Annotated in this window: 23 protein-coding genes and 1 riboswitch; of the genes, 10 read left to right on the top strand and 13 right to left on the bottom strand. The window is 65.6% G+C overall.

Annotation, left to right across the window (positions count from 1 at the left end; translation table 11 throughout):
- Positions 1-307: 307 nt before the first annotated feature.
- Together ACTNBK_RS00770 and ACTNBK_RS00765 are read right to left on the bottom strand one after the other, a co-directional pair.
- A complete protein-coding gene (locus ACTNBK_RS00770; protein WP_441142786.1) occupies positions 308-877 on the bottom strand; it encodes a 3'-5' exonuclease in 570 nt (189 codons plus the stop codon).
- Between the two features lie 16 nt (positions 878-893).
- Complete coding sequence (locus ACTNBK_RS00765) at positions 894-1,547, bottom strand: YczE/YyaS/YitT family protein (RefSeq protein WP_441142784.1); 654 nt, start codon at positions 1,545-1,547, stop codon at positions 894-896.
- Positions 1,548-1,754: 207 nt separating this feature from the next.
- On the opposite strand from ACTNBK_RS00765, the gene ACTNBK_RS00760 reads away from it, so the two are divergent.
- From ACTNBK_RS00760 to bcp, 4 genes are read left to right on the top strand one after another with little or no spacing between them, the layout of a single operon-like run.
- Positions 1,755-2,582: a TrmH family RNA methyltransferase gene (locus ACTNBK_RS00760; RefSeq protein ID WP_441142830.1), complete on the top strand. Its 828-nt coding sequence runs from the start codon at positions 1,755-1,757 to the stop codon at positions 2,580-2,582.
- A 20-nt stretch (positions 2,583-2,602) separates the two neighbouring features.
- Positions 2,603-2,938 (top strand): cytochrome C biogenesis protein, encoded by a 336-nt coding sequence (locus ACTNBK_RS00755; RefSeq protein ID WP_441142782.1) that lies wholly within the window; start codon positions 2,603-2,605, stop codon positions 2,936-2,938.
- A gap of 20 nt (positions 2,939-2,958) precedes the next feature.
- Positions 2,959-3,999 carry an alcohol dehydrogenase gene (locus ACTNBK_RS00750; protein WP_441142780.1) on the top strand — a complete coding sequence of 347 codons (1,041 nt, stop codon included), beginning with the start codon at positions 2,959-2,961 and terminating at the stop codon, positions 3,997-3,999.
- A gap of 23 nt (positions 4,000-4,022) precedes the next feature.
- The gene (gene bcp / locus ACTNBK_RS00745; RefSeq protein WP_441142778.1) at positions 4,023-4,484 is read left to right on the top strand and encodes a thioredoxin-dependent thiol peroxidase; all 462 of its coding nucleotides are present in this window, start codon (positions 4,023-4,025) and stop codon (positions 4,482-4,484) included.
- A gap of 47 nt (positions 4,485-4,531) precedes the next feature.
- On the opposite strand, the gene ACTNBK_RS00740 is transcribed toward bcp, so the two are convergent.
- Entirely contained in the window at positions 4,532-5,185 is a 654-nt protein-coding gene (locus tag ACTNBK_RS00740; protein ID WP_441142777.1) for a putative ABC transporter permease, read from the bottom strand.
- A 92-nt stretch (positions 5,186-5,277) separates the two neighbouring features.
- Positions 5,278-5,823, bottom strand: a complete 546-nt coding sequence (locus ACTNBK_RS00735) for a DUF308 domain-containing protein (RefSeq protein WP_441142775.1) — start codon at positions 5,821-5,823, stop codon at positions 5,278-5,280.
- A gap of 98 nt (positions 5,824-5,921) precedes the next feature.
- On the opposite strand from ACTNBK_RS00735, the gene ACTNBK_RS00730 reads away from it, so the two are divergent.
- Positions 5,922-6,995, top strand: a complete 1,074-nt coding sequence (locus ACTNBK_RS00730; RefSeq protein WP_441142773.1) for a linear amide C-N hydrolase — start codon at positions 5,922-5,924, stop codon at positions 6,993-6,995.
- Positions 6,996-7,071: 76 nt separating this feature from the next.
- On the opposite strand, the gene ACTNBK_RS00725 is transcribed toward ACTNBK_RS00730, so the two are convergent.
- The 4 genes from ACTNBK_RS00725 to ACTNBK_RS00710 all read right to left on the bottom strand — a co-directional run bounded on the left by ACTNBK_RS00725 (position 7,072) and on the right by ACTNBK_RS00710 (position 10,961).
- Positions 7,072-8,259: an ABC transporter permease gene (locus ACTNBK_RS00725; protein WP_441142770.1), complete on the bottom strand. Its 1,188-nt coding sequence runs from the start codon at positions 8,257-8,259 to the stop codon at positions 7,072-7,074.
- Positions 8,256-8,792: a hypothetical protein gene (locus ACTNBK_RS00720; protein ID WP_441142768.1), complete on the bottom strand. Its 537-nt coding sequence runs from the start codon at positions 8,790-8,792 to the stop codon at positions 8,256-8,258. The genes ACTNBK_RS00725 and ACTNBK_RS00720 overlap by 4 nt, the downstream gene beginning before the upstream one ends.
- Positions 8,793-8,959: 167 nt before the next feature.
- Positions 8,960-10,264: a HAMP domain-containing sensor histidine kinase gene (locus ACTNBK_RS00715; protein ID WP_441142766.1), complete on the bottom strand. Its 1,305-nt coding sequence runs from the start codon at positions 10,262-10,264 to the stop codon at positions 8,960-8,962.
- Entirely contained in the window at positions 10,248-10,961 is a 714-nt protein-coding gene (locus tag ACTNBK_RS00710; protein WP_441142764.1) for a response regulator transcription factor, read from the bottom strand. Before ACTNBK_RS00710 ends, ACTNBK_RS00715 begins: the two co-directional genes overlap by 17 nt.
- Before the next feature lie 116 nt (positions 10,962-11,077).
- Positions 11,078-11,185, top strand: a riboswitch (TPP riboswitch).
- 222 nt (positions 11,186-11,407) lie between these two features.
- Between ACTNBK_RS00710 and thiW the strand changes: the two genes are divergently transcribed.
- The 5 genes from thiW (at position 11,408) to thiC (ending at position 15,602) form a co-directional block, all read left to right on the top strand.
- A complete protein-coding gene (thiW, locus tag ACTNBK_RS00705; RefSeq protein WP_441142762.1) occupies positions 11,408-11,932 on the top strand; it encodes an energy coupling factor transporter S component ThiW in 525 nt (174 codons plus the stop codon).
- 1 nt (position 11,933) lies between these two features.
- On the top strand, positions 11,934-12,761 hold the full coding sequence (thiM, locus tag ACTNBK_RS00700; protein WP_441142760.1) for a hydroxyethylthiazole kinase: 828 nt from the start codon (positions 11,934-11,936) through the stop codon (positions 12,759-12,761).
- Positions 12,742-13,383: a thiamine phosphate synthase gene (thiE, locus tag ACTNBK_RS00695; RefSeq protein WP_441142758.1), complete on the top strand. Its 642-nt coding sequence runs from the start codon at positions 12,742-12,744 to the stop codon at positions 13,381-13,383. Before thiM ends, thiE begins: the two co-directional genes overlap by 20 nt.
- A gap of 81 nt (positions 13,384-13,464) precedes the next feature.
- The gene (gene thiD / locus ACTNBK_RS00690; RefSeq protein ID WP_441142756.1) at positions 13,465-14,268 is read left to right on the top strand and encodes a bifunctional hydroxymethylpyrimidine kinase/phosphomethylpyrimidine kinase; all 804 of its coding nucleotides are present in this window, start codon (positions 13,465-13,467) and stop codon (positions 14,266-14,268) included.
- Between the two features lie 26 nt (positions 14,269-14,294).
- Positions 14,295-15,602: a phosphomethylpyrimidine synthase ThiC gene (gene thiC / locus ACTNBK_RS00685; RefSeq protein ID WP_441142754.1), complete on the top strand. Its 1,308-nt coding sequence runs from the start codon at positions 14,295-14,297 to the stop codon at positions 15,600-15,602.
- Between the two features lie 56 nt (positions 15,603-15,658).
- Here thiC and ACTNBK_RS00680 read toward each other — a convergent pair whose 3' ends face one another.
- From ACTNBK_RS00680 to ACTNBK_RS00660, 5 genes are all read right to left on the bottom strand, one after another.
- On the bottom strand, positions 15,659-16,360 hold the full coding sequence (locus ACTNBK_RS00680) for a hypothetical protein (RefSeq protein WP_441142752.1): 702 nt from the start codon (positions 16,358-16,360) through the stop codon (positions 15,659-15,661).
- Positions 16,357-17,769: a M20 family metallopeptidase gene (locus ACTNBK_RS00675; RefSeq protein ID WP_441142750.1), complete on the bottom strand. Its 1,413-nt coding sequence runs from the start codon at positions 17,767-17,769 to the stop codon at positions 16,357-16,359. The genes ACTNBK_RS00680 and ACTNBK_RS00675 overlap by 4 nt, the downstream gene beginning before the upstream one ends.
- Positions 17,770-17,816: 47 nt before the next feature.
- The gene (locus ACTNBK_RS00670) at positions 17,817-18,458 is read right to left on the bottom strand and encodes a helix-turn-helix transcriptional regulator (RefSeq protein ID WP_441142748.1); all 642 of its coding nucleotides are present in this window, start codon (positions 18,456-18,458) and stop codon (positions 17,817-17,819) included.
- Positions 18,459-18,560: 102 nt separating this feature from the next.
- Positions 18,561-19,076, bottom strand: coding sequence for a flavodoxin family protein (locus ACTNBK_RS00665; RefSeq protein WP_441142746.1), 516 nt, complete (start codon positions 19,074-19,076; stop codon positions 18,561-18,563).
- Positions 19,077-19,148: 72 nt separating this feature from the next.
- Positions 19,149-20,171, bottom strand: coding sequence for a glycosyltransferase family 2 protein (locus tag ACTNBK_RS00660; protein ID WP_441142741.1), 1,023 nt, complete (start codon positions 20,169-20,171; stop codon positions 19,149-19,151).
- Positions 20,172-20,174 lie beyond the last annotated feature (3 nt).

Here is a 20,174-nt window from a genome sequence, read left to right as displayed (position 1 = left end):
GCCACGGCCGGACGTCCTTTGAGCCTGTCGATAAAGTCGACAGGCTCTCTCAAAAATGCAAGCATTTTTTCGAAAGGCTGCGGGCCGCTGCATCGCACTCGCTGCGCTCGCACGTTTGCGGCCCGAGTCGTGTTTTTTCCGAGGCACATGTCCCCGGAAAAAACAGACTTAAATTTTTTCCGTCGTCTGCGGACGACGGAACTCTGCGAGGCTCTTGCACAAAATTGGAGGCATTTTCCTTTTTCGACAAACTGGAATGACGTCCGGCCACGGCCGGACGTCATTTCACTATGTACTCTTATTCTCCTTAGCGCGCCGCCTTCACCGTGCGGGCCTTCACCAGATCGTAGGTCCGCAGGAAGGGGGTCACCGCCGCGCCGGTCTCCAGGTGGTGGAGGAGGATGCGGCCGCAGGCCTCGCTGTCGCTGCCCGCCCGGTGGTGGTCCAGCCCGATGCCCAGGCTGGCACACAGGGTGTCCAGACGGTGGTTGGGAAGCCCCGGCAGCAGCCGGCGGCTCATCTGGCAGGTACAGGCGTAGGGCACCTGCTCCTTCCAAAAGAGCCCGTAGGCCCGCAGGCACTTGGCCAGCACCGACATATCGAACTGGGCATTGTGGGCCACCAGCAGCCCGCTCTCGAAGAGGGGGCGCAGCTTCTCCCACAGCGCCGGAAAGGTGGGCTGCCCGGCCACCATCTGAGGGGTGATGCCGGTGAGGGCCACGTTGAAGGGCTCAAAGGGGACCTCCGGGTCCACCAGAAAGTCGTAGGTCTCCGTCACCTGCATGTTCTCCACCACCGCCACGCCCATGGCGCTCATGCGGTCGTTGGCGTGGTTGGGGGTCTCCACGTCAAAGGCGATATAGCGTCCCGCTCCCATGCTGCGCTCCTTTGTGTTACGTCAAATATTTCTCTGCAAAGACGGCCATGGGCCGGTTCACCTGCCGGGCCACCATGCCCACCAGCAGCGCCGCCGCCACCGTGCCCTCCCGGACCCCCACCAGGCCGTGGAGAAACAGAAAGGACAGGATGCAGGAGAGGACCACTAGGGTCACGTCGAAGCCCACCTTGGCCCGGGCAAAGGGTACCGGGAAGACCTTGCACACGGCCAGCACCATGCCCTCGCCAGCCAGAGTGACCACATTGGCGGTCACCTCGAAGCTGACCCCCACGCCCACCAGCAGGATGCCCACCACGCACAGCACCCACTGGGTGAGGTAGGAGCCCGGAACCACGCCGCTGAGCACCCACACACTGAAGTCGGTGAGGCCACCGAACACCAAGGCCACCGGCAGCTGGATGAGCTGGATGGGCTCATATCGCCGGCGCAGCAGCAGGATCTGAAGCACGATCAGGGTGACGTGGAGGAGGATGGTGGTGGTCCCCACGCTCAGCCCGCTGATCTGGCCCGTCACATAGGGCAGGCTGGAGATGGGGGAGGTGCCCAGCCCCGCCTTGATGGAGAAGGCTACCCCGAAGGACATGATCACCAGTCCAACGCACAGGAGCACATAGCGCTTGATCAATCCGCCCAGCTTCGTCCCCGTCATACCGACCTGCTCCTCTCCCGACGCACACAGGAAGGCGCGGCGCACCCGGTGCCGCCGATCCTCAACATACTTACCTTTTTATTATAAGGCGGCTGTCAAGGCGGCGGCCCTTGCCATCCTGGCCGGGGGCTACTATAATGCTGGTATAGGCCTCGCCTCGGCGGGGCACTCTGAAGCGGTCCCCAGGTGGACCGGAAGGGAGCGGCCATGGCCACCATCGTCCCCGTCACCGACCTCACCCACCCCGGGCTCTCCCCCTACGCCCGGCTCACCGAGCACCAGCTGCGCAGCCGCCGGAACCCGGAGGAGGCCCTCTTCATCGCCGAAAGCCCCAAGGTCATCGGCCACGCCCTGGACGCCGGCTATGTGCCCGTCTCCCTCCTCATGGAGGAAAAACACCTCCGGGGCCAGGGAGCGGCCCTTCTGGACCGATGCGGGGACATCCCCGTCTACACCGGGGAGAGCGACCTGCTGGCTTCCCTCACCGGCTACCGGCTGACCCGGGGCATCCTGTGCGCCATGCGGCGGCCCGCCCTCCCCACGGTGGAGGACATCTGCGCCGGCGCCCGGCGGGTGGCCGTGCTTGAGGGCATCGTGGACCCCACCAATGTGGGGGCCGTCTTTCGCTCAGCCGCCGCCCTCCACATGGACGCCGTACTAGTCACCCCCACCTGCTGCGACCCTCTCCACCGCCGCTCGGTGCGGGTAAGCATGGGCACCCTCTTCCAGGTCCCCTGGACGGTCATCGGCAGCCGGGCCGGCGACTGGCCCCACCCGGGGCTGGAGCAGCTGAAGGCCCTAGGCTTCTCCACCGCCGCCATGGCCTTAAGCCCCACCGCCGTCACCATCGAGGACCCCCGGCTCCGCTCGGAGGAGCGCCTGGCCATCGTGCTGGGCACCGAGGGGGACGGCCTCTCCCACCACACCATCGCCGGGTGCGACTACACCGTGTGCATTCCCATGTCCCACGGCGTGGACTCCCTCAACGTGGCGGCGGCCAGCGCCGTGGCCTTCTGGGAGCTGCGGGTGCGGTAAGACGGAAAGGAGGCAGCCCCATGTCAGGGCCCTATTGCAAGCTGGAAATTTTTATTCCCGAGAGCCACCTGGAGGCTCTCGGGGCCGCCCTTCAGTCGGTGGACGCGGGCCATATCGGCGCCTATGACGGTTGTCTCTCCTACTCCCCTGTCACCAGCTGCTGGCGGCCCCTCCCCGGCACCGCCCCCTATCTGGGCCGGGTGGGGGAGCTGTGCACCGCCCCCGAGCTGAAGGTGGAGGTCACCTGCCGGGTGGCCGATCTGGAAAGGACCGTCGCCGCCGTCAAGGCGGTCCACCCCTACGAGGAACCCGTCATCAACGCCATCCCCCTGCTCTCCACCGGCCTGGGGGAGTAATCAGGAAAGGAAGTGGGCCTATGCTGGCCTATACCTACGTGGGCCGGGGAGACCTCCGGCTGCTGGAAAAACCCAAGCCCGTGCTGCTGGAGGACCGTGACGCCATCGTCCGGGTGACCCTGGCCAGCATCTGCACCAGCGACCTCCACATCAAGCACGGCTCGGTGCCCCGGGCGGTGCCCGGCATCACCTTGGGGCATGAGATGGTGGGCGTGGTGGAGGAGGTGGGCGCCGCCGTCACCCGGGTCAGGCCCGGCGACCGGGTGGCGGTAAACGTGGAGACCTTCTGCGGGGACTGCTTTTTCTGCCGTCACGGCTGGGTCAACAACTGCGTCCACCCCCAGGGGGGCTGGGCCCTGGGCTGCCGCATTGATGGCGGACAGGCCCCCTACGTCCGGGTACCTCTGGCCGACCAGGGTCTCACCCCCATCCCCGCCGGGGTGAGCGATGCCCAGGCCCTCTTTGTGGGGGACATCCTGGCCACCGGCTACTGGGCCGCCCAGATCACCCCCGTGGGACCGGAGGACACCGTCCTCCTCATCGGCGCCGGGCCCACCGGCGTATGTACCCTCCAGTGCCTGCTGCTCCAGAGCCCCAAACGGGTCATCGTCTGTGAGCGGGACCCCCAGCGCCGGGCCTTTGTGGAAAAGCACTATCCCCAAGTGCTGACGGTGGGCCCCGAAGAGGTCCTCTCCTTTGTTCTGGCCCACTCCGACCACGGCGGCGCCGACGCCGTCATCGAGGCAGCGGGCACCGAGGACACCTTCCGTCTGGCCTGGCAGTGCGCCCGGCCCAACGCCGTGGTGACGGTGGTGGCCCTCTATGACGGTCCCCAGGTCCTCCCCCTCCCCGATATGTACGGCAAAAACCTCACCTTCAAGACCGGCGGGGTGGACGGCTGCAACTGCGCCGAGACCCTGGACCTCATCGCCGCCGGGAAGCTGGACACCACGCCCCTCATCACCCACACCTATCCCCTCCCGGACATCTCCGCCGCCTACACTCTCTTTGAGCAGCACGAGGACGGCGTCATCAAGGTGGCCATCGACATGGCCCTCTAATCAACGAAAAGGAGCGATTCATCATGCTGGAAGCCGGCGTCAAAGCCCCCGCCTTCACCCTCCCCGACAAGGACGGCAACCCCATCTCCCTCTCCGACTTTTTGGGCAAAAAGGTCATCCTCTACTTCTATCCCAAGGACAACACCCCCGGCTGCACCCGGCAGGCCTGCGCCTTCGCCGGCAGCTACGACGCCTTCCGGGACCTGGACGCAGTGGTCATCGGGGTGAGCAAGGACTCCATCGCCTCCCACCAGAAATTTGCCCAGAAATATGACCTCCCCTTCCTTCTCCTCTCCGACCCGGAGCTGGGCGTCCTCCAGGCCTACGGCGTCTGGCAGGAGAAGAAGCTCTACGGCAAGGTGAGCATGGGGGTGGTCCGCACCACCTTCATCATCGACGAAAATGGCGTTATCGAGAAGGTGATGCCCAAGGTGAAGCCCGACACCAACGCCGCCGACATCCTGGCCTACCTCCAGGGAAACTGACCCACACAAGAGCGCCCCGGAATTTTGGTCCGGGGCGCTCTTGTGCTTCAATGGGGCTCCATCAGGTTCTGAAACCGGCGGTGGAGGACCGTGTCCGGGTACCACTGGTCCATGACCTGGGCCACGGGCCCGTCGGCGGGACGGCCTGCCTGCCGCTCCTCCATCCGCAGCATGGCGGCGGAGGAGAGGAGGGTGTCCGCCGCCAGGACCATAGCCATGCCCCGCAGCAGGACCCGGCTGGCCCGGGGCGGCAGCCGGCCGGTCAGGCGGGTCAGGGCGGGAAAGCCCCGGAGCACCCACAGAGCGGCGCCCAGGCCCCACAGCAGGGCGAAGAGCAGGTTGGTCCGCCCCGCCAGGTGAAAGGGCATGTGGGAGTAGTCCCAAAAAAGCTTGTGGAACATGGCCTCCCCCACCGCGCTGGCCACATATTCAAAGCCGCCTCCCAGCACGCCCCCGGCCATCAGCAGCACCCAGGGGCCCCGGTGCCGGAAGGGCCAGAGGCACCAGGTCACCAAGACGGCCCCCAGCCCCCACACCAGGCTGAAGGGCCCGTAGAGGAGACTGCTGCGGCTCATGACTATGCCGGTGGCGCTCCAGACATAGGCCACTTCGATGCGCTCCCCCAGAAAGCCTGCCGCCAGAAAGGTCCAGAACAGTGGGTAGGCTGCCGGGAACTGGAAGGCCCTCCTTCCGGGGAACACCCTGGGGCAGCGCGGCGGCGGGTACCGGGCCGGCCTTCCAGACCAGCACCAGGATGGCCAGCAGGAGCGCGGTCAAAAAAATCAGCACGGCCCTACCCTCCGCCTTCCGCCCGCCGGGCCAGAAGGGCGGTGGCCAGGTCGCTGGCCCCGTCGATTAGAAGGCCCACACCAAAAACCATGATGACCGCCCGGACGCCCCGGAAGGGGTTGGCCACCAGCAAGATGCCCAGTGCGATGGGCAGCAGGCAGGCGATGAGCTGGGGGATCAGGTCGGTCCCCCGGCCCCTTACCGCCCGGGCCATCAGAGGGAGCTTGCCCAGGCCGTCGGCCAGGAGCAGCAGCCCCAGGGTGAGGGGCAAAAAGGCCAGGATGGTCAGGGGGCGCAGCAGGGCAAAGACGGCAAAGGCCAGAGGCAGGACCCCAAGAAAGAGGTCTCCCGGCGAGGCCTCCTCCGTCCGGCGGTCCTGCCCATAGCGCCACAGGTGGACAACACCGTACACCACCGCGCCGGCGGCCAGGCTGCGGACGAAGAGCCGTCCGCTGGCATCCGGGAACAGGAGCAGCAGCAGGCCCAGGACCATATAGAGGATGCCGAGCCAGACCGTCGCGGCCCGGGTCCAGAAAAATCGGATCACCATAGCGTACCTCCCAGTCACAGTCTGTCCCGCCGGGCTCAACTTATGCGAGTATATCTTTTCCCTGCCGGCGCACAATGAAGGGAAAGGGAGGGAATGTCATGACGGATTTTTCCAGAAACGGGCCGTGGGCGGCGGGGTGCAGCGCCCTCAGCTGGCACACCGGGGACGGCAAGCACCTCTGGGGCCGGAATTACGACTTTGACCGGCTGGCGGAAGGGAGCAAGGTGACCGTCCTCCCCCGTGGGACGCCTTACTGGCTGCTTCAGGCGTCGGACGGAACGGAGGAGCGCGCCGCCGTCCGCTACGCCTGCGCCGGCACGGGGCTGCTGCTGGGACGGGCGCCGGTACTCTATGAGGGGCTCAACGAGGCCGGGCTCATGGGCGGACAGCTCTACTACCGGGGCTTCGCCCACTACGGCGGCCCTTGTCCCCACGCCCGCCCTGTCCAGCCCCCCTTTCTGGTCCTCCACCTGCTGGCCCAGTGCGCCTCGGTGGCAGAGGCCGCAGCCCTTCTGGAGGAAGAACTGGCTTTGGCGGACATTCCCTTGCTGGGGACGGTGCCGCCCCTCCACTGGTCCTTCTCCGACACCACCGGGGAGACTATGGTGGTGGAACCCGACACCGGCAGTCTCCATATCTACCGTCACGCCCTGGGGGTCATGACCAACAGCCCCGGCTACCCCTGGCACCGGCTCAACCTTCTCAACTACGCCGGTCTTCGGGATCTGGACCACGCCGCCACCCCCTTTGGGGACGGCCTGGAGCAGTGCTTCTCCGGCAGCGGCGCCCAGGGCCTCCCCGGAGACTGGAGCTCCCCCTCCCGTTTCGTCCGCCTGGCCTTCCTGCGCACCTTCGCCCCGCCCGGGGAGGACGAGGAGAGCGGAGTGAGCCGGATGTTCCGCCTCCTCCAGAGTGCCGCCTTTCCCCTGGGGGCGGTGCGGGTGAGCCACCAGAGCGCCGCCACCGACCTGGACACCGATGTTCTCCCCTTTGACTACACCGTCTACACCGGCGTCTGCTGCGCCGAGTCCCGCCGGTTCTACTGGACCACCTACGAGAACCAGCGGATACGTTACCTGGAGCTGGACCCGCTGCTGGACCGCCCGACACCCCTCCAGTTTCCCCTGGACGAGGCCCCGGATTTTCTCCCGGTCACCGATCAGTTTTGCTAGAAAACACCGCAGCGGCCCTCCCGTCAAAAGATGGGAGGGCCGCTGCGGCTGAGGAAAAGTGGTGGGAAATCTATGGTCAGTCCGTCCGCAGGGCGGCCACCGGCGTGAGGCCGGAGGCTATGATGGCCGGGTACATGCCGAAGGCGATGCCCAGCACCACCGAGAAGAGGAAGGCCCCTGCGGCCAGAACGGGATCGGGGAAGAGGAGGAGCTTCAGGATGAGCTTGCCCGCGATGAGGGTGCCGATGAGCCCCATGAGGATGCCCAGCACCCCGCCCAGGCCGCACACCACGGCCGACTCCACCAGGAACTGGAGGAGAATGGAGGACCGGGGGGCACCGATGGCCTTGCGGATGCCGATCTCCCGGGTGCGCTCCGACACGGTGACCAGCATGATGTTCATAATGCCGATGCCGCCCACCAGTAGGGAGATACCGGCGATGCCGCCCAGCACCAGGCTCATGGTGGCGTTCTGCTGCTTGGCGTCGTCGATGAACTGCTCGTCCGACTGCACCGAGCAGTTGTCCTTGCCCACCTGCCCCTCCAGATAGCCGCTCAGGAGGGTGATGGCCTGCTTCACCGCCGCCCGGTTCTTGGCCTTGGCGGTAAAGCTGGTGATCTTCTCCTGGCTTCTCAGGATACGGGTGGCCGTCTCCGGCACCACCGCCATGTTGTCCATGGAGTAGTCCGAACCCGGGTCCTTGGCCTGGTAGACCCCCACGACCAGGAAGGGCTGGCCGCCGATGTGGACCTCCTTGCCCACTGGATTCACCTGGTCGAAGAGGTAGGAAGCCGTTCTAGCCCCCAGCACCACCACGTTACGGTAGAGCTTGCTATCCAGGTAGCTCAGATCCCGCCCCTTGCCGATCTTGAAGTTGTTGCAGATGGAGTAGGAGGTGTTCCCTAGGTAGACGCTGGGGCCGCCAGTTTCCATCTTGGTAGTGCTCCGGGCGCCGTAGTTGATGGGCAGGCTCAGGTCCACATCCGGTGTGATGCCGGAAAAGACGTCTTTCCGCCGGTCACAGTACTCGTAGATCAGTTCCTTAAGCCCCGGACGGTCCCGGCCGTGGATGAGTACCGATACCTTGTTGTTACCCAGCCGCTCAAAGTACTCCAGCATCTTCTGGTTGGAGCCCTTGACCACCGACACCATGATGACCACCGAGGCCACGCCGATGATAATGCCCAGCATGGTGAGGACAGCCCGTATCTTCTTTGCGGTGATAGACCGAAGGGCCATTTTAAAGGCCTGCGTGATCTTCATATCTGCTCCCTTCCGCCGCGTTCCGGCGTCTTTTTATTGAGCTCCGCCCTGTGGCGGGCCATCATCTCCTCCAAAAAGGGCCAGAAGCGATCCGGCTCGCCCCGTGTGAAGCCGTTGTTAGCCACCACAATGGCCTCTCCGCTGTCCAGCTGGAGCACGGAGAAGGTGCTCAGCTGCTTTACCCGAACGATCTGGTCGTAGTCAGCCCAGAAGGTCTCTGCCCCCTCGGTGACCCGGATGCGGGGACCGAACTCCACAATGCCCACGCTCTCCGGGCTGTTTTTGGTCCGACCCGCTCGCAGGCGGGGAAGCAGCCGGGCACTGACTGCGGCAGCCAGAGCCAACAGGCCCAGCCCCAGACACAATCCACCCTCCAGCCACAGTCCGGCCTGGGTCAGCAGAGCGTACAGTACCACGCCTACCGCCCCCAGAACAAGGCAGCCCCAGCTCAGGTCACGGGCCACCGACTCCCGCAGGTAGGCCTGGAGAAGCCCCTCTCCGGAGGGGTATTGATTGACAAATGGACAGAGCACAGCCATGCCCCCTTTCCCGGAGCTTGGCTCCGGTCACTTTCTTTTCTGAAAGTAGGATAGCATCCAAATCTTACCGTCCGCCTAAAGTCCTTTCTTAATTTTTCTTAACGCTTCAAAAAAGGCCGCCCCGGGGGCGCGCAGATAGCGCGCCTCCGGGGCGGTCCCGCCTATACGCATCGGAAAAAGAGGGTGACCTGGAAGCCACCATCGGTCTCCTCACGGTCCAGCCGTCCCCCCATCTGCTCCATGACTCTAGAGGCGCTGGCCAGACCCACACCGCTGCTCTCCGCCCCATCGACGGAGGGACGCAGAGCGTTGGTAATCCGTATCCCCACCCGGTCCTCCCCTTCCAGAAGCGAGATGGTCACGGGCACGTGGGGATCGGCGTACTTCAGAAGATTGGAGCTCAGGTTGTCCAGCACCCGAGCCGCCCCCTCGCAGTCCACCGCCACCTGCCGGTCGTCCCAGGGGAGGTCTGCCTCCACCTGAAAGCCCCGCTGGGTGAGGCAGGCCGCCAGTTCTGAGAGAGCATCCCCCACACCGGCCTCCAGAGTCAGCGCCTCGGTGTGCCCGGCCAGCGTCTCCCCACTGGAGAGGGCGTAGCGGAACAGGTGATCGGCCAGGGTGCGCATCTGCTCCACCTTGCCCTCCAGCCGGTCCAGATACTCCTCCCGCTTCTCGGCTTCACCGCCGTTCCGACGCAGGAGCTCCACATAGAGAAGAATGGCAGTGAGCGGGGTACGGAGATCGTGGGACATCTCCGTAATCATGCGCTGATTGGCCTGGACCAACTGCCGCTCCCGCCGGGTCTGCTCCAGAAAGGAGCTACGCATGGCGTCCAGCCCCTGGGCCAGATCGGTGAGCTCATCCTGTCCCCGGACGGTGATGGGCACATCCAAAGTCCCCCCCTCCAGCACGCCGATCTCCTGGCTCAGCTGGCGGATGTAGTTGATCGTACCCCGGAGCCCCGCCATGACAACGCCCAAAAACACCAGAAAGGCCCCTGCCAGGGAGATCACCAGCAGCCGGACGTCGTACTGGTAGTAGTAATAACCATACAGCCAGACGGTGGCCGGTCCGTCAGCGAAGGTCATGTCGTGGTAATCCCCCCACTCGTAGTACTGGCCCATGGAGGGGTAAGCGTTGAAGTCGGCCTCGGGATAGAAGGAGTCGTAGGTCACCATGCCGTCCCGCACCACCTGGATGGACACCACATTCTGCTGGTAGACCCACTGGGTGAGCTTGTCCGCGTCCCAGGCCGTCACCGACTCCTCTTCGATATAGTCCCGCAAGCTGTCCAAATACCGCTGGTCCTGCCTCTGGACGAACTCCTCGCCGGTGAGGTACCGGTCCATCAGGCTCCGTCCCACCATATCCAGCCCCAGATAGCACAGCCCGGCCACCGCTGCCGCCAGCACCAGCAGCCGTCCCAGCCTGGCCCGGATGGAGCTGCGCCTATTCCACAGCTTCAAATCGATACCCCTTTCCCCACTCGGTGACGATGCGCTTGGGATGCTGGGGGTCCCGCTCCACCTTCAGCCGCAGCTTGCGGACGTGGACCATCACGGTGCTGGCACAGCTGTAAAAATAGGGCTCCTCCCACACCCGCTCGTAGAGGGTCTGGGCGGAGAAGATGGTGCCGGGGTACTCCATGAGCAGCCGCAGCAGGCGGTACTCCAGCCCGGAGAGCCGTACCTCCCTGCCGTCCACCCACACCTGGTTGCCCACGGTGCTCAGCCGGATTCCGCCGGCGTTGAGCTGGGCAGGGGTCTCCCGGACGGGCTGCACCCCCTTTCCCCGATAGACCCGATAGCGGCGCAGCAGGGCCCGGGTCCGCATCAACAGCTCCGTGTAGGAGAAGGGCTTGGTGAGGTAGTCGTCCCCGCCGGCCATGAGGCCGATGAGCTTGTCCGACTCCTGGGCCCGAGCGGTGAGAAAGAGGACCGGCACGTTGGAGGCCTTCCGCAGCTCCTGGCACACCTTCAGTCCCGACATGCCCGGCATCATCACGTCCAGGATCACCAGGTCGGTGTCCTCCCCCGCCAGGGCCAGCCCCGTCTCGCCGTCCGCCGCCTCGTCTACGGCATAGCCCTCGCTCTCCAGCAGCAGACGTACCCCCTCCCGGATATCCGGGTCGTCCTCAATCAAAAGGATTCTCGCCTCGTCCACGGCGCTCCGCCCCCTTCCCTCCGGCCCAGCCGGAGATGTGCTCCCATTGTACCCGGTATCTCATCGGGATGCAACATACTTTCGACACCGTCTTGACATTCTTCACCACGGTGCTATAATTTCCCACGGGGAGCTCGTGCGGCGGGCTGAGAGGGAGTCATCCAACTCCGACCCTTTGACCTGATTTGGGTAATGCCAACGTAGGGATGTGAGCTTGGTGAAAGCGGACGCGTCATGTTGGCGCGTCCGTTTTTTTCGTTTTCCGGAGGTGAGAGAGGGCAGGACAGTGAGCATGCTCAGCCTTGGGCATGGCGGCAGAGGGGGAGCGCCCTGTGCCGCGGGCAAAGACCGCGATGGGAAGCCGTGTTCCGGCGTGAGAGGAGGCCAGCAAGCCTCGACCGCCCGGCGCGCCATGCGCCGGAAAACCGAAAAAGGAGCTGTTATCCATGGACCATACCCGCGTCAAAAAGCTCTCGGCCGCCGGTCTGCTTACCGCCGTGGCCGTGGTGGGGAGCCTCTTCTCCTTCCCCGTGCTGGGCTCCCAGTGCGCCCCCGTTCAGCACATGGTCAACATCATCTGCGCCGTCTGCCTGGGGCCCTGGTACGGCGTGGGGGTGGCCTTCGCCGCCAGCCTCATCCGCAACCTGCTGAGCCTGGGCACCCCCATGGCCTTCCCCGGCAGCATGCTGGGGGCCCTCCTCTGCGGCCTTGTATACGCCAAATTCCCCCGGCTGCTGCCCACCTGCCTGGCTGAGGTCTTCGGCACCGCCGTGCTGGGCGGCCTGTGCGCCTACCCCGTGGCCATCCTGGTGGTGGGCAAGGACCCCGCCGCCATCGCCTTCTACGCCTACATCGTCCCCTTCCTCATCTCCACCGCCGCCGGCGCCATCCTGGCCGGCGCCGCCCTGGGGGTGCTGGACCGGGCCGGGGTGCTGCGGACCTGGCAGCTCCGCCGGCCCCAGGAGGGCTGATATGGACGGCGCCGTTGTGGAGGCGGTGCGGGAGACCGTCCCCCTCATCCACTGCATCACCAACTATGTCACCGCCAACGACGTGGCGAATCTCCTTCTGGCCATCGGCGCCCGGCCCGTCATGGCCGACGACCCGGCGGAGGCCGCCGAGATCACCCTGGCCGCCCGGGGTCTCTGCCTCAACCTGGGTACCCTCCACAGCGCCTCCGTCCCCGCCATGTACGCCGCCGGCGCGGCGGCCGCTGCCAAGGGCATCCCCCTGGTGCTGGACCCGGTGGGGGCGGGGAGTAGCACCTTCCGCACCCAGACTGCCCGGGATCTGACCCGGGCCCTCCGCCCCGCCGTCCTCCGCTGCAACCCCACAGAGCTGGCCGCTCTGGCCGGCCGGGAGGGAGGCGGCGCCGGGGTGGACACCGCCCCCGCCGACCGGATCACCCGGGAGAACCTCTCCTCCGCCGCCCCCCGCATCGCCGCCCAGGCCCGGGAACTGAACGCGGTGGTGGCCGTCACCGGGGCCGTGGACCTGGTCACTGACGGCGCCGTCTGCTACGCCGTCTCCAACGGCCGGCCCGAGATGGGCCGGGTCACCGGCACCGGCTGCCAGCTCTCCGCCCTCCTCACCGCCTTCCTCTCTGGCCGGCCAGACAGTCCCCTGGAGGCCGCCCTCGGGGCGGTGTGCGCCATGGGCCTGGCCGGCGAGCTGGCCTGGGCGCGGATGGCCCCCGGCGACGGCAACGCCGCCTACCGGGGCCACATCATCGACGCCATCTATCACCTGTCCGGCCAAGCGCTGGAGAAAGGAGCCCGCTATGAAGCTATCCCCCTCTGACCTGCGGCTCTACGCCGTCACCGACCGCCGCGCCCTCCCCGCCGGGGTCACCCTGGCCCAGGCGGTGGAGGCCGCCCTGGAGGGCGGCGTCACCTGCCTCCAGCTCCGGGAGAAGGAGGCCTCCGCCGGGGAGATCCTGGCCCTGGCCCGCACCCTGCTCCCCCTGTGCCGGGCCCGGAGGGTCCCCCTCCTCATCAACGACCGGGTGGATATCGCCCTGGCCGCCGGAGCCGACGGGGTCCACCTGGGCCAGGACGACCTGCCCCTCCCCGAGGCCCGGACCCTGCTGGGTCCCGACCGTATTCTCGGGGCCACCGCCCACACCGTGGAGGAGGCCCTCCGGGCCCAGGCAGAGGGGGCGGACTACCTGGGGGTGGGGGCCATGTTCCCCACCGGCACCAAGGCCGACACCGTCCCCACCTCGGCGGACACCTTAAAGGCCATCTGTGCCGCCGTGTCCATTCCCGTAGTGGCCATCGGCGGCGTCAACGCCCAGAATCTGCCCACCCTGGCCGGCACCGGCATCGCCGGGGCCGCCGTGGTGAGCGCCATCTTCTCCCAGAGCGACCTCACCGCCGCCGCCCGCACCCTGCGGACGGCCGCCGACCTGGCCGCCCGCTGACACAAATTCACCCACCGCGGCGGACCGGGGGCACCACCTTCCGTCGCGTAACAAAACGGCACTGCTGAAAGGAGCATCCTTATGGTCACAGCATTGACGATCGCTGGGAGCGATCCCAGCGGAGGCGCCGGTATCCAGGCAGACATCAAGACCATGACCGTCCACGGCGTGTACGCCATGAGCGTCATCACGGCCCTGACCGCCCAGAACACCACCGGCGTCACAGGCATTCTGGAAGTCCCGCCCGACTTTTTCGCGCAGCAGCTGGAAAGTATCTTTACCGACATCCCGCCCCAGGCGGTGAAGGTGGGGATGGTCTCCTCCGCCCCCCTCATCCGGGTCATCGCCCGGGTGCTGGCCCAGTACCGCCCCCCCCACATCGTGGTGGACCCGGTGATGGTGGCCACCAGCGGCGCCCGGGTGCTGTCGGAGGAGGCGGTCTCCACCCTGAAGGCGGAGCTGCTCCCCCTGGCCGAGGTCCTCACCCCCAACATCCCCGAGGCGGAGGTCCTCTCCGGCATGTCCATCTCCTCCGAGTCCGACATGGAGGCGGCCGCCGCGGCCATCGGCTCTACCTACGGCTGCGCCGTGCTGTGCAAGGGGGGACACCAGGTGAGCACCGCCAACGACTGCCTTTGGCAGCCCTCCGGGGTCAAATGGTTCCGAGGACGGCGCATCGACAACCCCAACACCCACGGCACCGGCTGCACCCTCTCCTCCGCCATCGCCTCCAACCTGGCCAAGGGCAAGGACCTGGAGAGGGCAGTCCGGGAGGCCAAGGGCTACCTCTCCGGCGCCCTGGGGGCCATGCTGGACCTGGGCAGGGGCAGCGGACCCATGAACCACGCCTTCGCGGTCTCCGGCGAATACGCCGATACATTCTGACTGGATACGAAAGGAAGTACATGACCATGGAACGAAACTATGCCACGCAGATGGAAGCCGCCCGGAAGGGCATCGTCACCCCGGAGCTGGAGGCGGTGTCCAAAAAGGAGCGGATGACCGTGGAAGAGCTTCTCCCCCTGGTGGCCGCCGGCAAGGTCGTCATCCCCGCCAACCGCCTCCACACCTGCCTGGACCCCCAGGGCGTGGGCTCCATGCTGCGCACCAAGATCAACGTCAACCTGGGCGTCTCCCGGGACTGCAAGGACTACGACGTGGAGATGCAGAAGGTGATGTCCGCCGTGAACATGGGCGCCGAGGCCATCATGGACCTCTCCAGCCACGGCAACACCCAGCCCTTCCGCCGCAAGCTCACCGGCGAGTGCCCCGCCATGATCGGCACTGTGCCGGTGTACGACAGCGTCATCCACTACCAGCGGGACCTGGACACCCTCACCGCCCAGGACTTCATCGACGTCATCCGGCTCCACGCCCAGGACGGGGTGGACTTCGTCACCCTCCACTGCGGCATCACCCGGAAAACCATCGACCAGATCCGCAAGCACAAGCGGAAGATGAATATCGTCTCCCGGGGCGGCTCCCTGGTCTTTGCCTGGATGTGCATGACCGGTGAGGAGAACCCCTTCTACGAATATTACGACGAGATTCTGGACATCTGCCGGGAGTACGACGTGACCATCTCCCTGGGCGACGCCTGCCGGCCCGGTTGCCTGGCCGACGCCACCGACGTGTGCCAGATCGAGGAGCTGGTACGGCTGGGCGAGCTCACCAAACGGGCCTGGGAGAAGGACGTGCAGGTCATGGTGGAGGGCCCCGGCCACGTGCCCATGGACCAGATCGCCGCCAACATGAAGGTCCAGCAGACCATCTGCATGGGCGCCCCCTTCTATGTGCTGGGGCCCCTGGTCACCGACATCGCCCCCGGCTACGACCACATTACCGCCGCCATCGGCGGGGCCATGGCCGCCATGAGCGGCGCCGCCTTCCTGTGCTACGTCACCCCCGCCGAGCACCTGGCCCTCCCCAACCTGGAGGACGTAAAGCAGGGTATCATCGCCTCCAAGATCGCCGCCCACGCCGCCGACATCGCTAAGGGCATCCGGGGCGCCCGGGAGATGGACGACAAGATGGCCGAGGCCCGGCAGAAGCTGGACTGGGAGGGGCAGTGGGCCTGTGCCCTGGACCCGGAGACCGCCAAGGCCATCCGGGATGACCGCTCCCCCGAGCACGACGACACCTGCTCCATGTGCGGCAAGTTCTGCGCCGTCCGCTCCATGAACAAGGCCCTCAGCGGAGAGCACATCGACATTCTGTAAACAGGACAGACAAAACGGCCGCGCCTTTGATACGGCGCGGCCGTTTTTGTTGGGTTTCAGTAGGGCAGGATCAGGGCGGAGAGATTAGAAAAGTCGTTGTCGCCCATGGTGTAGAGTCCGTCGTCGTCAGGGGCCACCATCACCAGAATGCTCTCCACATCCCCATAGCCCATAAGCCCCATCCGGCTCTGGCACAGCTCCACGATGCCGTTGGCCCAGGCATTTTCGTACTCGGTCACCAGGTTCGTCCGCTCTTCCTCCGACAAACCGTCCAGGTCCACGTCGGTGTACTGCTCGGTAAACTGAGTCTGGAAGTCGGCCAGGGCGTCCTCCCGGACCTGGATAAAGAGGTCCATGGGCCGCACCGACACCTCCACGGCGTACCGGGTGTCGTCCAGGGCCACCGCCTGCTGGACGGTGTACCGGGCCTTGGCCGACACCTCGGCCAGCAGGTCCAGGGCGGACTGACGGGTCTCCTCGGTGAGGAGGCTGTCGTTGAGGTCAAACTGGTAGGCAAAGCGCTTATACTCCTCCTTCAGGGAGGCCTCATAGGCGTCCTGGGCCTCACCGTCGGTCAGGTCCACTAGATCCAGAAAGGCATTGTCCCAGGTGCCCTTGTAGGTTTCGTTCAGCACCCCCTGCACATAGGCGGTGGCGTCAAAGGCAGTCATGGTCTCCCCCTGGCAGGCACTCAGGGACAGGACCAGCACCAGGGCCGCTCCGACGGCGCCCCAGCGGCGGATGACAGGCCCTCTCACCGGCACAGCTCCGCGATGGCCTGGGTGAAGATCTTGCAGGAGAGGAGAAGGTTTTTGATGCTGGCCTGCTCATCGGCGGCATGCATTTTGGGGTCAAAGCCGGGGAAGTCGCAGCCGAAGGCCACGCCGCCGGGGATGTCGTGGACGTAGGTGCCGCCGCCGATGGCGATGGGTTTGGGGTCCTCCACCCCGGTATAGGTGGAGTAGCAGTTCAGCAGGGTCTGCACCAGAGGAGAGCCAGCCTCCACACAGTGGACGGTGGTCATATCAGGGGAGCCGGTGACGGCGATGCCGTGGGCGGCAAAGCTGGCCTCGCAGGCCTTCTTGCAGTTTTCCTCATTGGCGCACAGGGGGAAGCGCACGTCAAACTTGGCGGTAAAGCCGGTCTCGGTGAGCTTCATGATGGCCAGGTTCAGGGTGAGGGGGCCGGACTCGGCGTCCTCCTGGGCGATGCCCAAAGCCTTGCCCCGGTTATCGCCGAAGGGGAACAGCTGGTACATGGCCTTGATAGCCTTGGTGGAGCCGCAGTCGGCCAGCTCCAGACCGGCCAGGACCTCCAGCAGGGCGGCGATGGCGTTGATGCCGTCGTCGGGAGAGGCGGCGTGGGCGTTCTTTCCGGCGCAGTGGATATGGCAGCCGCTGGCGGAGCCATTGACGGTAAAGACGGCGCCGGTACGGGCGGACACGGCGTCGCAGAGGGCCTGGACGTCGACGGGGAAGATCCCCAGCACCATGGCCTCGGCCTCCGGGGGCACCACGTTGGTGCGGAAACCGCCGGTCATAGCCGCCACTCGGGGCAGGGCGGAACTCTGCTCCCACTGGGCGCCGAAGTCAGGGTGATAGTGGCCCTTCTCGATGTTGATGACAGGGAAGTCGGCGTCGGGAGTGAAGGCATAGGGGGCGTAGGGCTCCTTGCTGTAATAGTAGGCGATGTCCTCGGAGCCGCTCTCCTCGTCGGTGCCCAGGATCATCCGCACGTTGGCGGTGAGGGGCAGCCCCAGGTCCCGGACGGCCTTCATGGCCAGCAGGGCGCACACCACGGGGCCCTTGTCGTCGCTGACACCCCGGCCGTAGAGCATGCCGTCCTTTTCCACACAGGTGTAGGGATCGGTGGACCAGCCGGAGCCCTCCCCCACCACGTCCAGGTGGCCCAGGATGTGGAGACGGGTCTCCTGGTCGTTGAGGTCGGCCAGGCCCACATAGTGGTCGTAGTCGGTGGTGGTGAAGCCCAGCTCGGCGCAGAGCTTCAGGGCCTCGTCCAGGGCGGCGGCGGGGCCGGCGCCGAAGGGCTTGCCGGGCTCGGCCTCCCCCTTCACGCTCTTCACAGCCACCAGCCGGGAGATGGCGGCCACCAGCTCCCGCTCCCGGGCAGGGTCGCTCCAATAGGCTTCAATCTTTTCCTGATACATTGCTGATCCTTCCTTTCCAGCGGAGGGGCTTCCCTCCGTCCGTTGTCTTATTGGCTCTCTTCTCCGTCCTTCCTGGTCAGCTCGTCCAGGTACTTGTAGACCGTGTATCGGCTCACCCCCAGGCGACGGGAGACGAAGGGTACGCTCTTGCGGTAGGAGAAGGCGTTTTTCTGCTCCAGCATGGCCACCAGCTTGAGTCGGTCGGCCTTGCCCAGGGCGTCCACCGGCTTGCCCAGAGCGGCCAGACACTCGTCGAAGAGGTCGCTGAGGGCGCTGTCGCCCCCCTGCCACAGGGCCGTCTTCAGGTCGGCCTCGGCGCTCATCAGGTCCACCAGGATGCGGTTGGCGTACACCAGGGAGGTGTAATCAAAATTGATGCCCAGGGCCAGGTTGTAGTCCTCCCCGATGAGGTGGAAGGTGGAGGACTTGATCTGGGCCCCGGATGGGGTGGTGGCGTACAGGTTGACCTGATCGCTGGTCCGGGCCTCCGGCTCCAGCTCCCGGTCGGTACCCAGGATGTCCAGGGTGGAGCCCACGGTGCGGCCGGAGACGTGGCCGTTGTAAATGCTCAAAATGGGGTGGCTGGGCACCCCCATGTCGTGGACCAGGGTCTCACAGGAGGACCCGAACATCTCAGCGATGCCCTGGGCCGCCCGGTCCAAAAATTCAAAGGCTTCCTCGCGGGTCATGGCGGACTGCCCGCCCTCCTTTCCGCCCCGGCACCGGGGCATGTTCTGCACCAGACATTGGCAGACATTATTTTACCCACAGGCTGTGGAAAATGCAAGGCCTCATCCCAGGGCAAACTGGCAGAGCTTCTTTTCTTCCCCCGGTCGAATCTTGATGGAGCGGATCTGGTTCCCCTCGGGAACACACAGACGCAGCCCCGCCAGCTCTGGAGACTGCTCCAGGTCACCCACCACAAAGAGGAGGACCTGCTTTCCCTGAAAGTGCAGGGAAGAGAGGTAGTTCTTCAGTGGCCGGCCCACCTCCCCCATATAGACGCTGCCGCCGAAGACGAGCAGGTCGTAGCTCTGGGGATCGTAGCTGAGTACCGGGGAGGGGTAGTTGAGGGTGACGGTGTGGCCCGCCTTGGCAAGGGCTCGGGCCAGGGCCCAGGCGATGGCGTGGTTTCTGCCCCGGTTGGAGGGCTGGTAGATGAGCAGGACCTTCCGGGCGCCGTAGCCCACCTGCTTTTCCACCGGTCGCCGGACCAGATCCCGCCGGCGGGCGGTCCAGTAGAAGACGGCGGCCAGCACCAGTCCGCCGCCCAGCAGCGCCAGAAACACAATCAGCCAGGGCGACATACCCACTCCTCCTTCCCCACATTTTCTTTGAAAGAGCGCGGCCCGTGACTGGGCCGCGCTCTCTGCCTTACGTCAGTTGAACTTGTATATCCGCCGGGCCAGACGGTACAGGCTCACGGAGAGCTTGCGCCCCTGATAGCCCGGGAAATTGCTCACAGCGGAAATGGCCCGGTATTTCATCTTGTGATAGATGCCCGGGTCCACCGTGCGCATGTATTCCCACAGCTCGGTCTTCTTCCCCAGGGCGGCAGGTGAGCCGTCGATGAGAAGGAAGATGGAGGAGATGGTCATCATCATGGCCAGGTAGTTGAACATATACCGGCTCAGGCGGCGATGCTGGGCCGCCACCTTCCGGAGGTCGTGGGCCTCGATCATAAGCTTGGTCACCCGGACCTGCTGGTCCACCCGCTTGACCATCACCTGCTCGTTGACGCTCTGGTCAGCCCGGCCGATGAAGTAGCGGTAGAAGTCCAGGTCCATGTAGTAGAGGGTCTCCACAAAGGGGAGGGGCTGATAGACGAAGATGTTGTCCACATAGAAGGTGTGCTTGGGCAGCTCCAGGCCGCAGTCCCGCAGCAGCTGGGTGCGGTAGAACACCGAGTGCATCAGCAGGTACTGGGAGGGCCGGAATCGGCCGATCTCCTCCCAGGTAAAGACCTTCTCCCGGGGGAATACGTTGGCGTAGCGCATGACCTTCTGGGTATTGTCCTCCACGTGCTCATAGACGTAGTTGCACACCAGCAGGTCCACGGGCTTCTCCATCTGAGAGAACTCCCGCAGCTTGTCAACGACCTTTTTCAGAGCGTCCACGTCGGCCCAGTCGTCGGAGTCCACTACCTTGTAGTAGAGGCCGGTGGCCCGGCGCAGTCCCTGGTTGACACCCTCGCCGTGGCCGCCGTTCTCCTGGTGGACCGCCTTGACAATGGTGGGGTACTCCGCCGCGTAACGGTCGGCGATGGCACCGGTGTTGTCCTTGGAGCCATCGTCGATGAGGATGATCTCCACATCCTCCCCGCCCTCCAGCAGGGTCTGGATGCAGTGTTCCATATAGGCCCCGGAATTATAGCAGGGTACCGCGAATGTCAGTAATTTCACAAA

The sequence above is a fragment of the Intestinimonas sp. HCP28S3_D6 genome (assembly GCF_052065695.1).
In the GTDB taxonomy this organism is placed as follows: Bacteria; Bacillota; Clostridia; order Oscillospirales; family Oscillospiraceae; genus Intestinimonas.
Note: the sequence above shows the minus strand (reverse complement) of the source record. Positions and strands in the feature narration are given on the sequence as shown.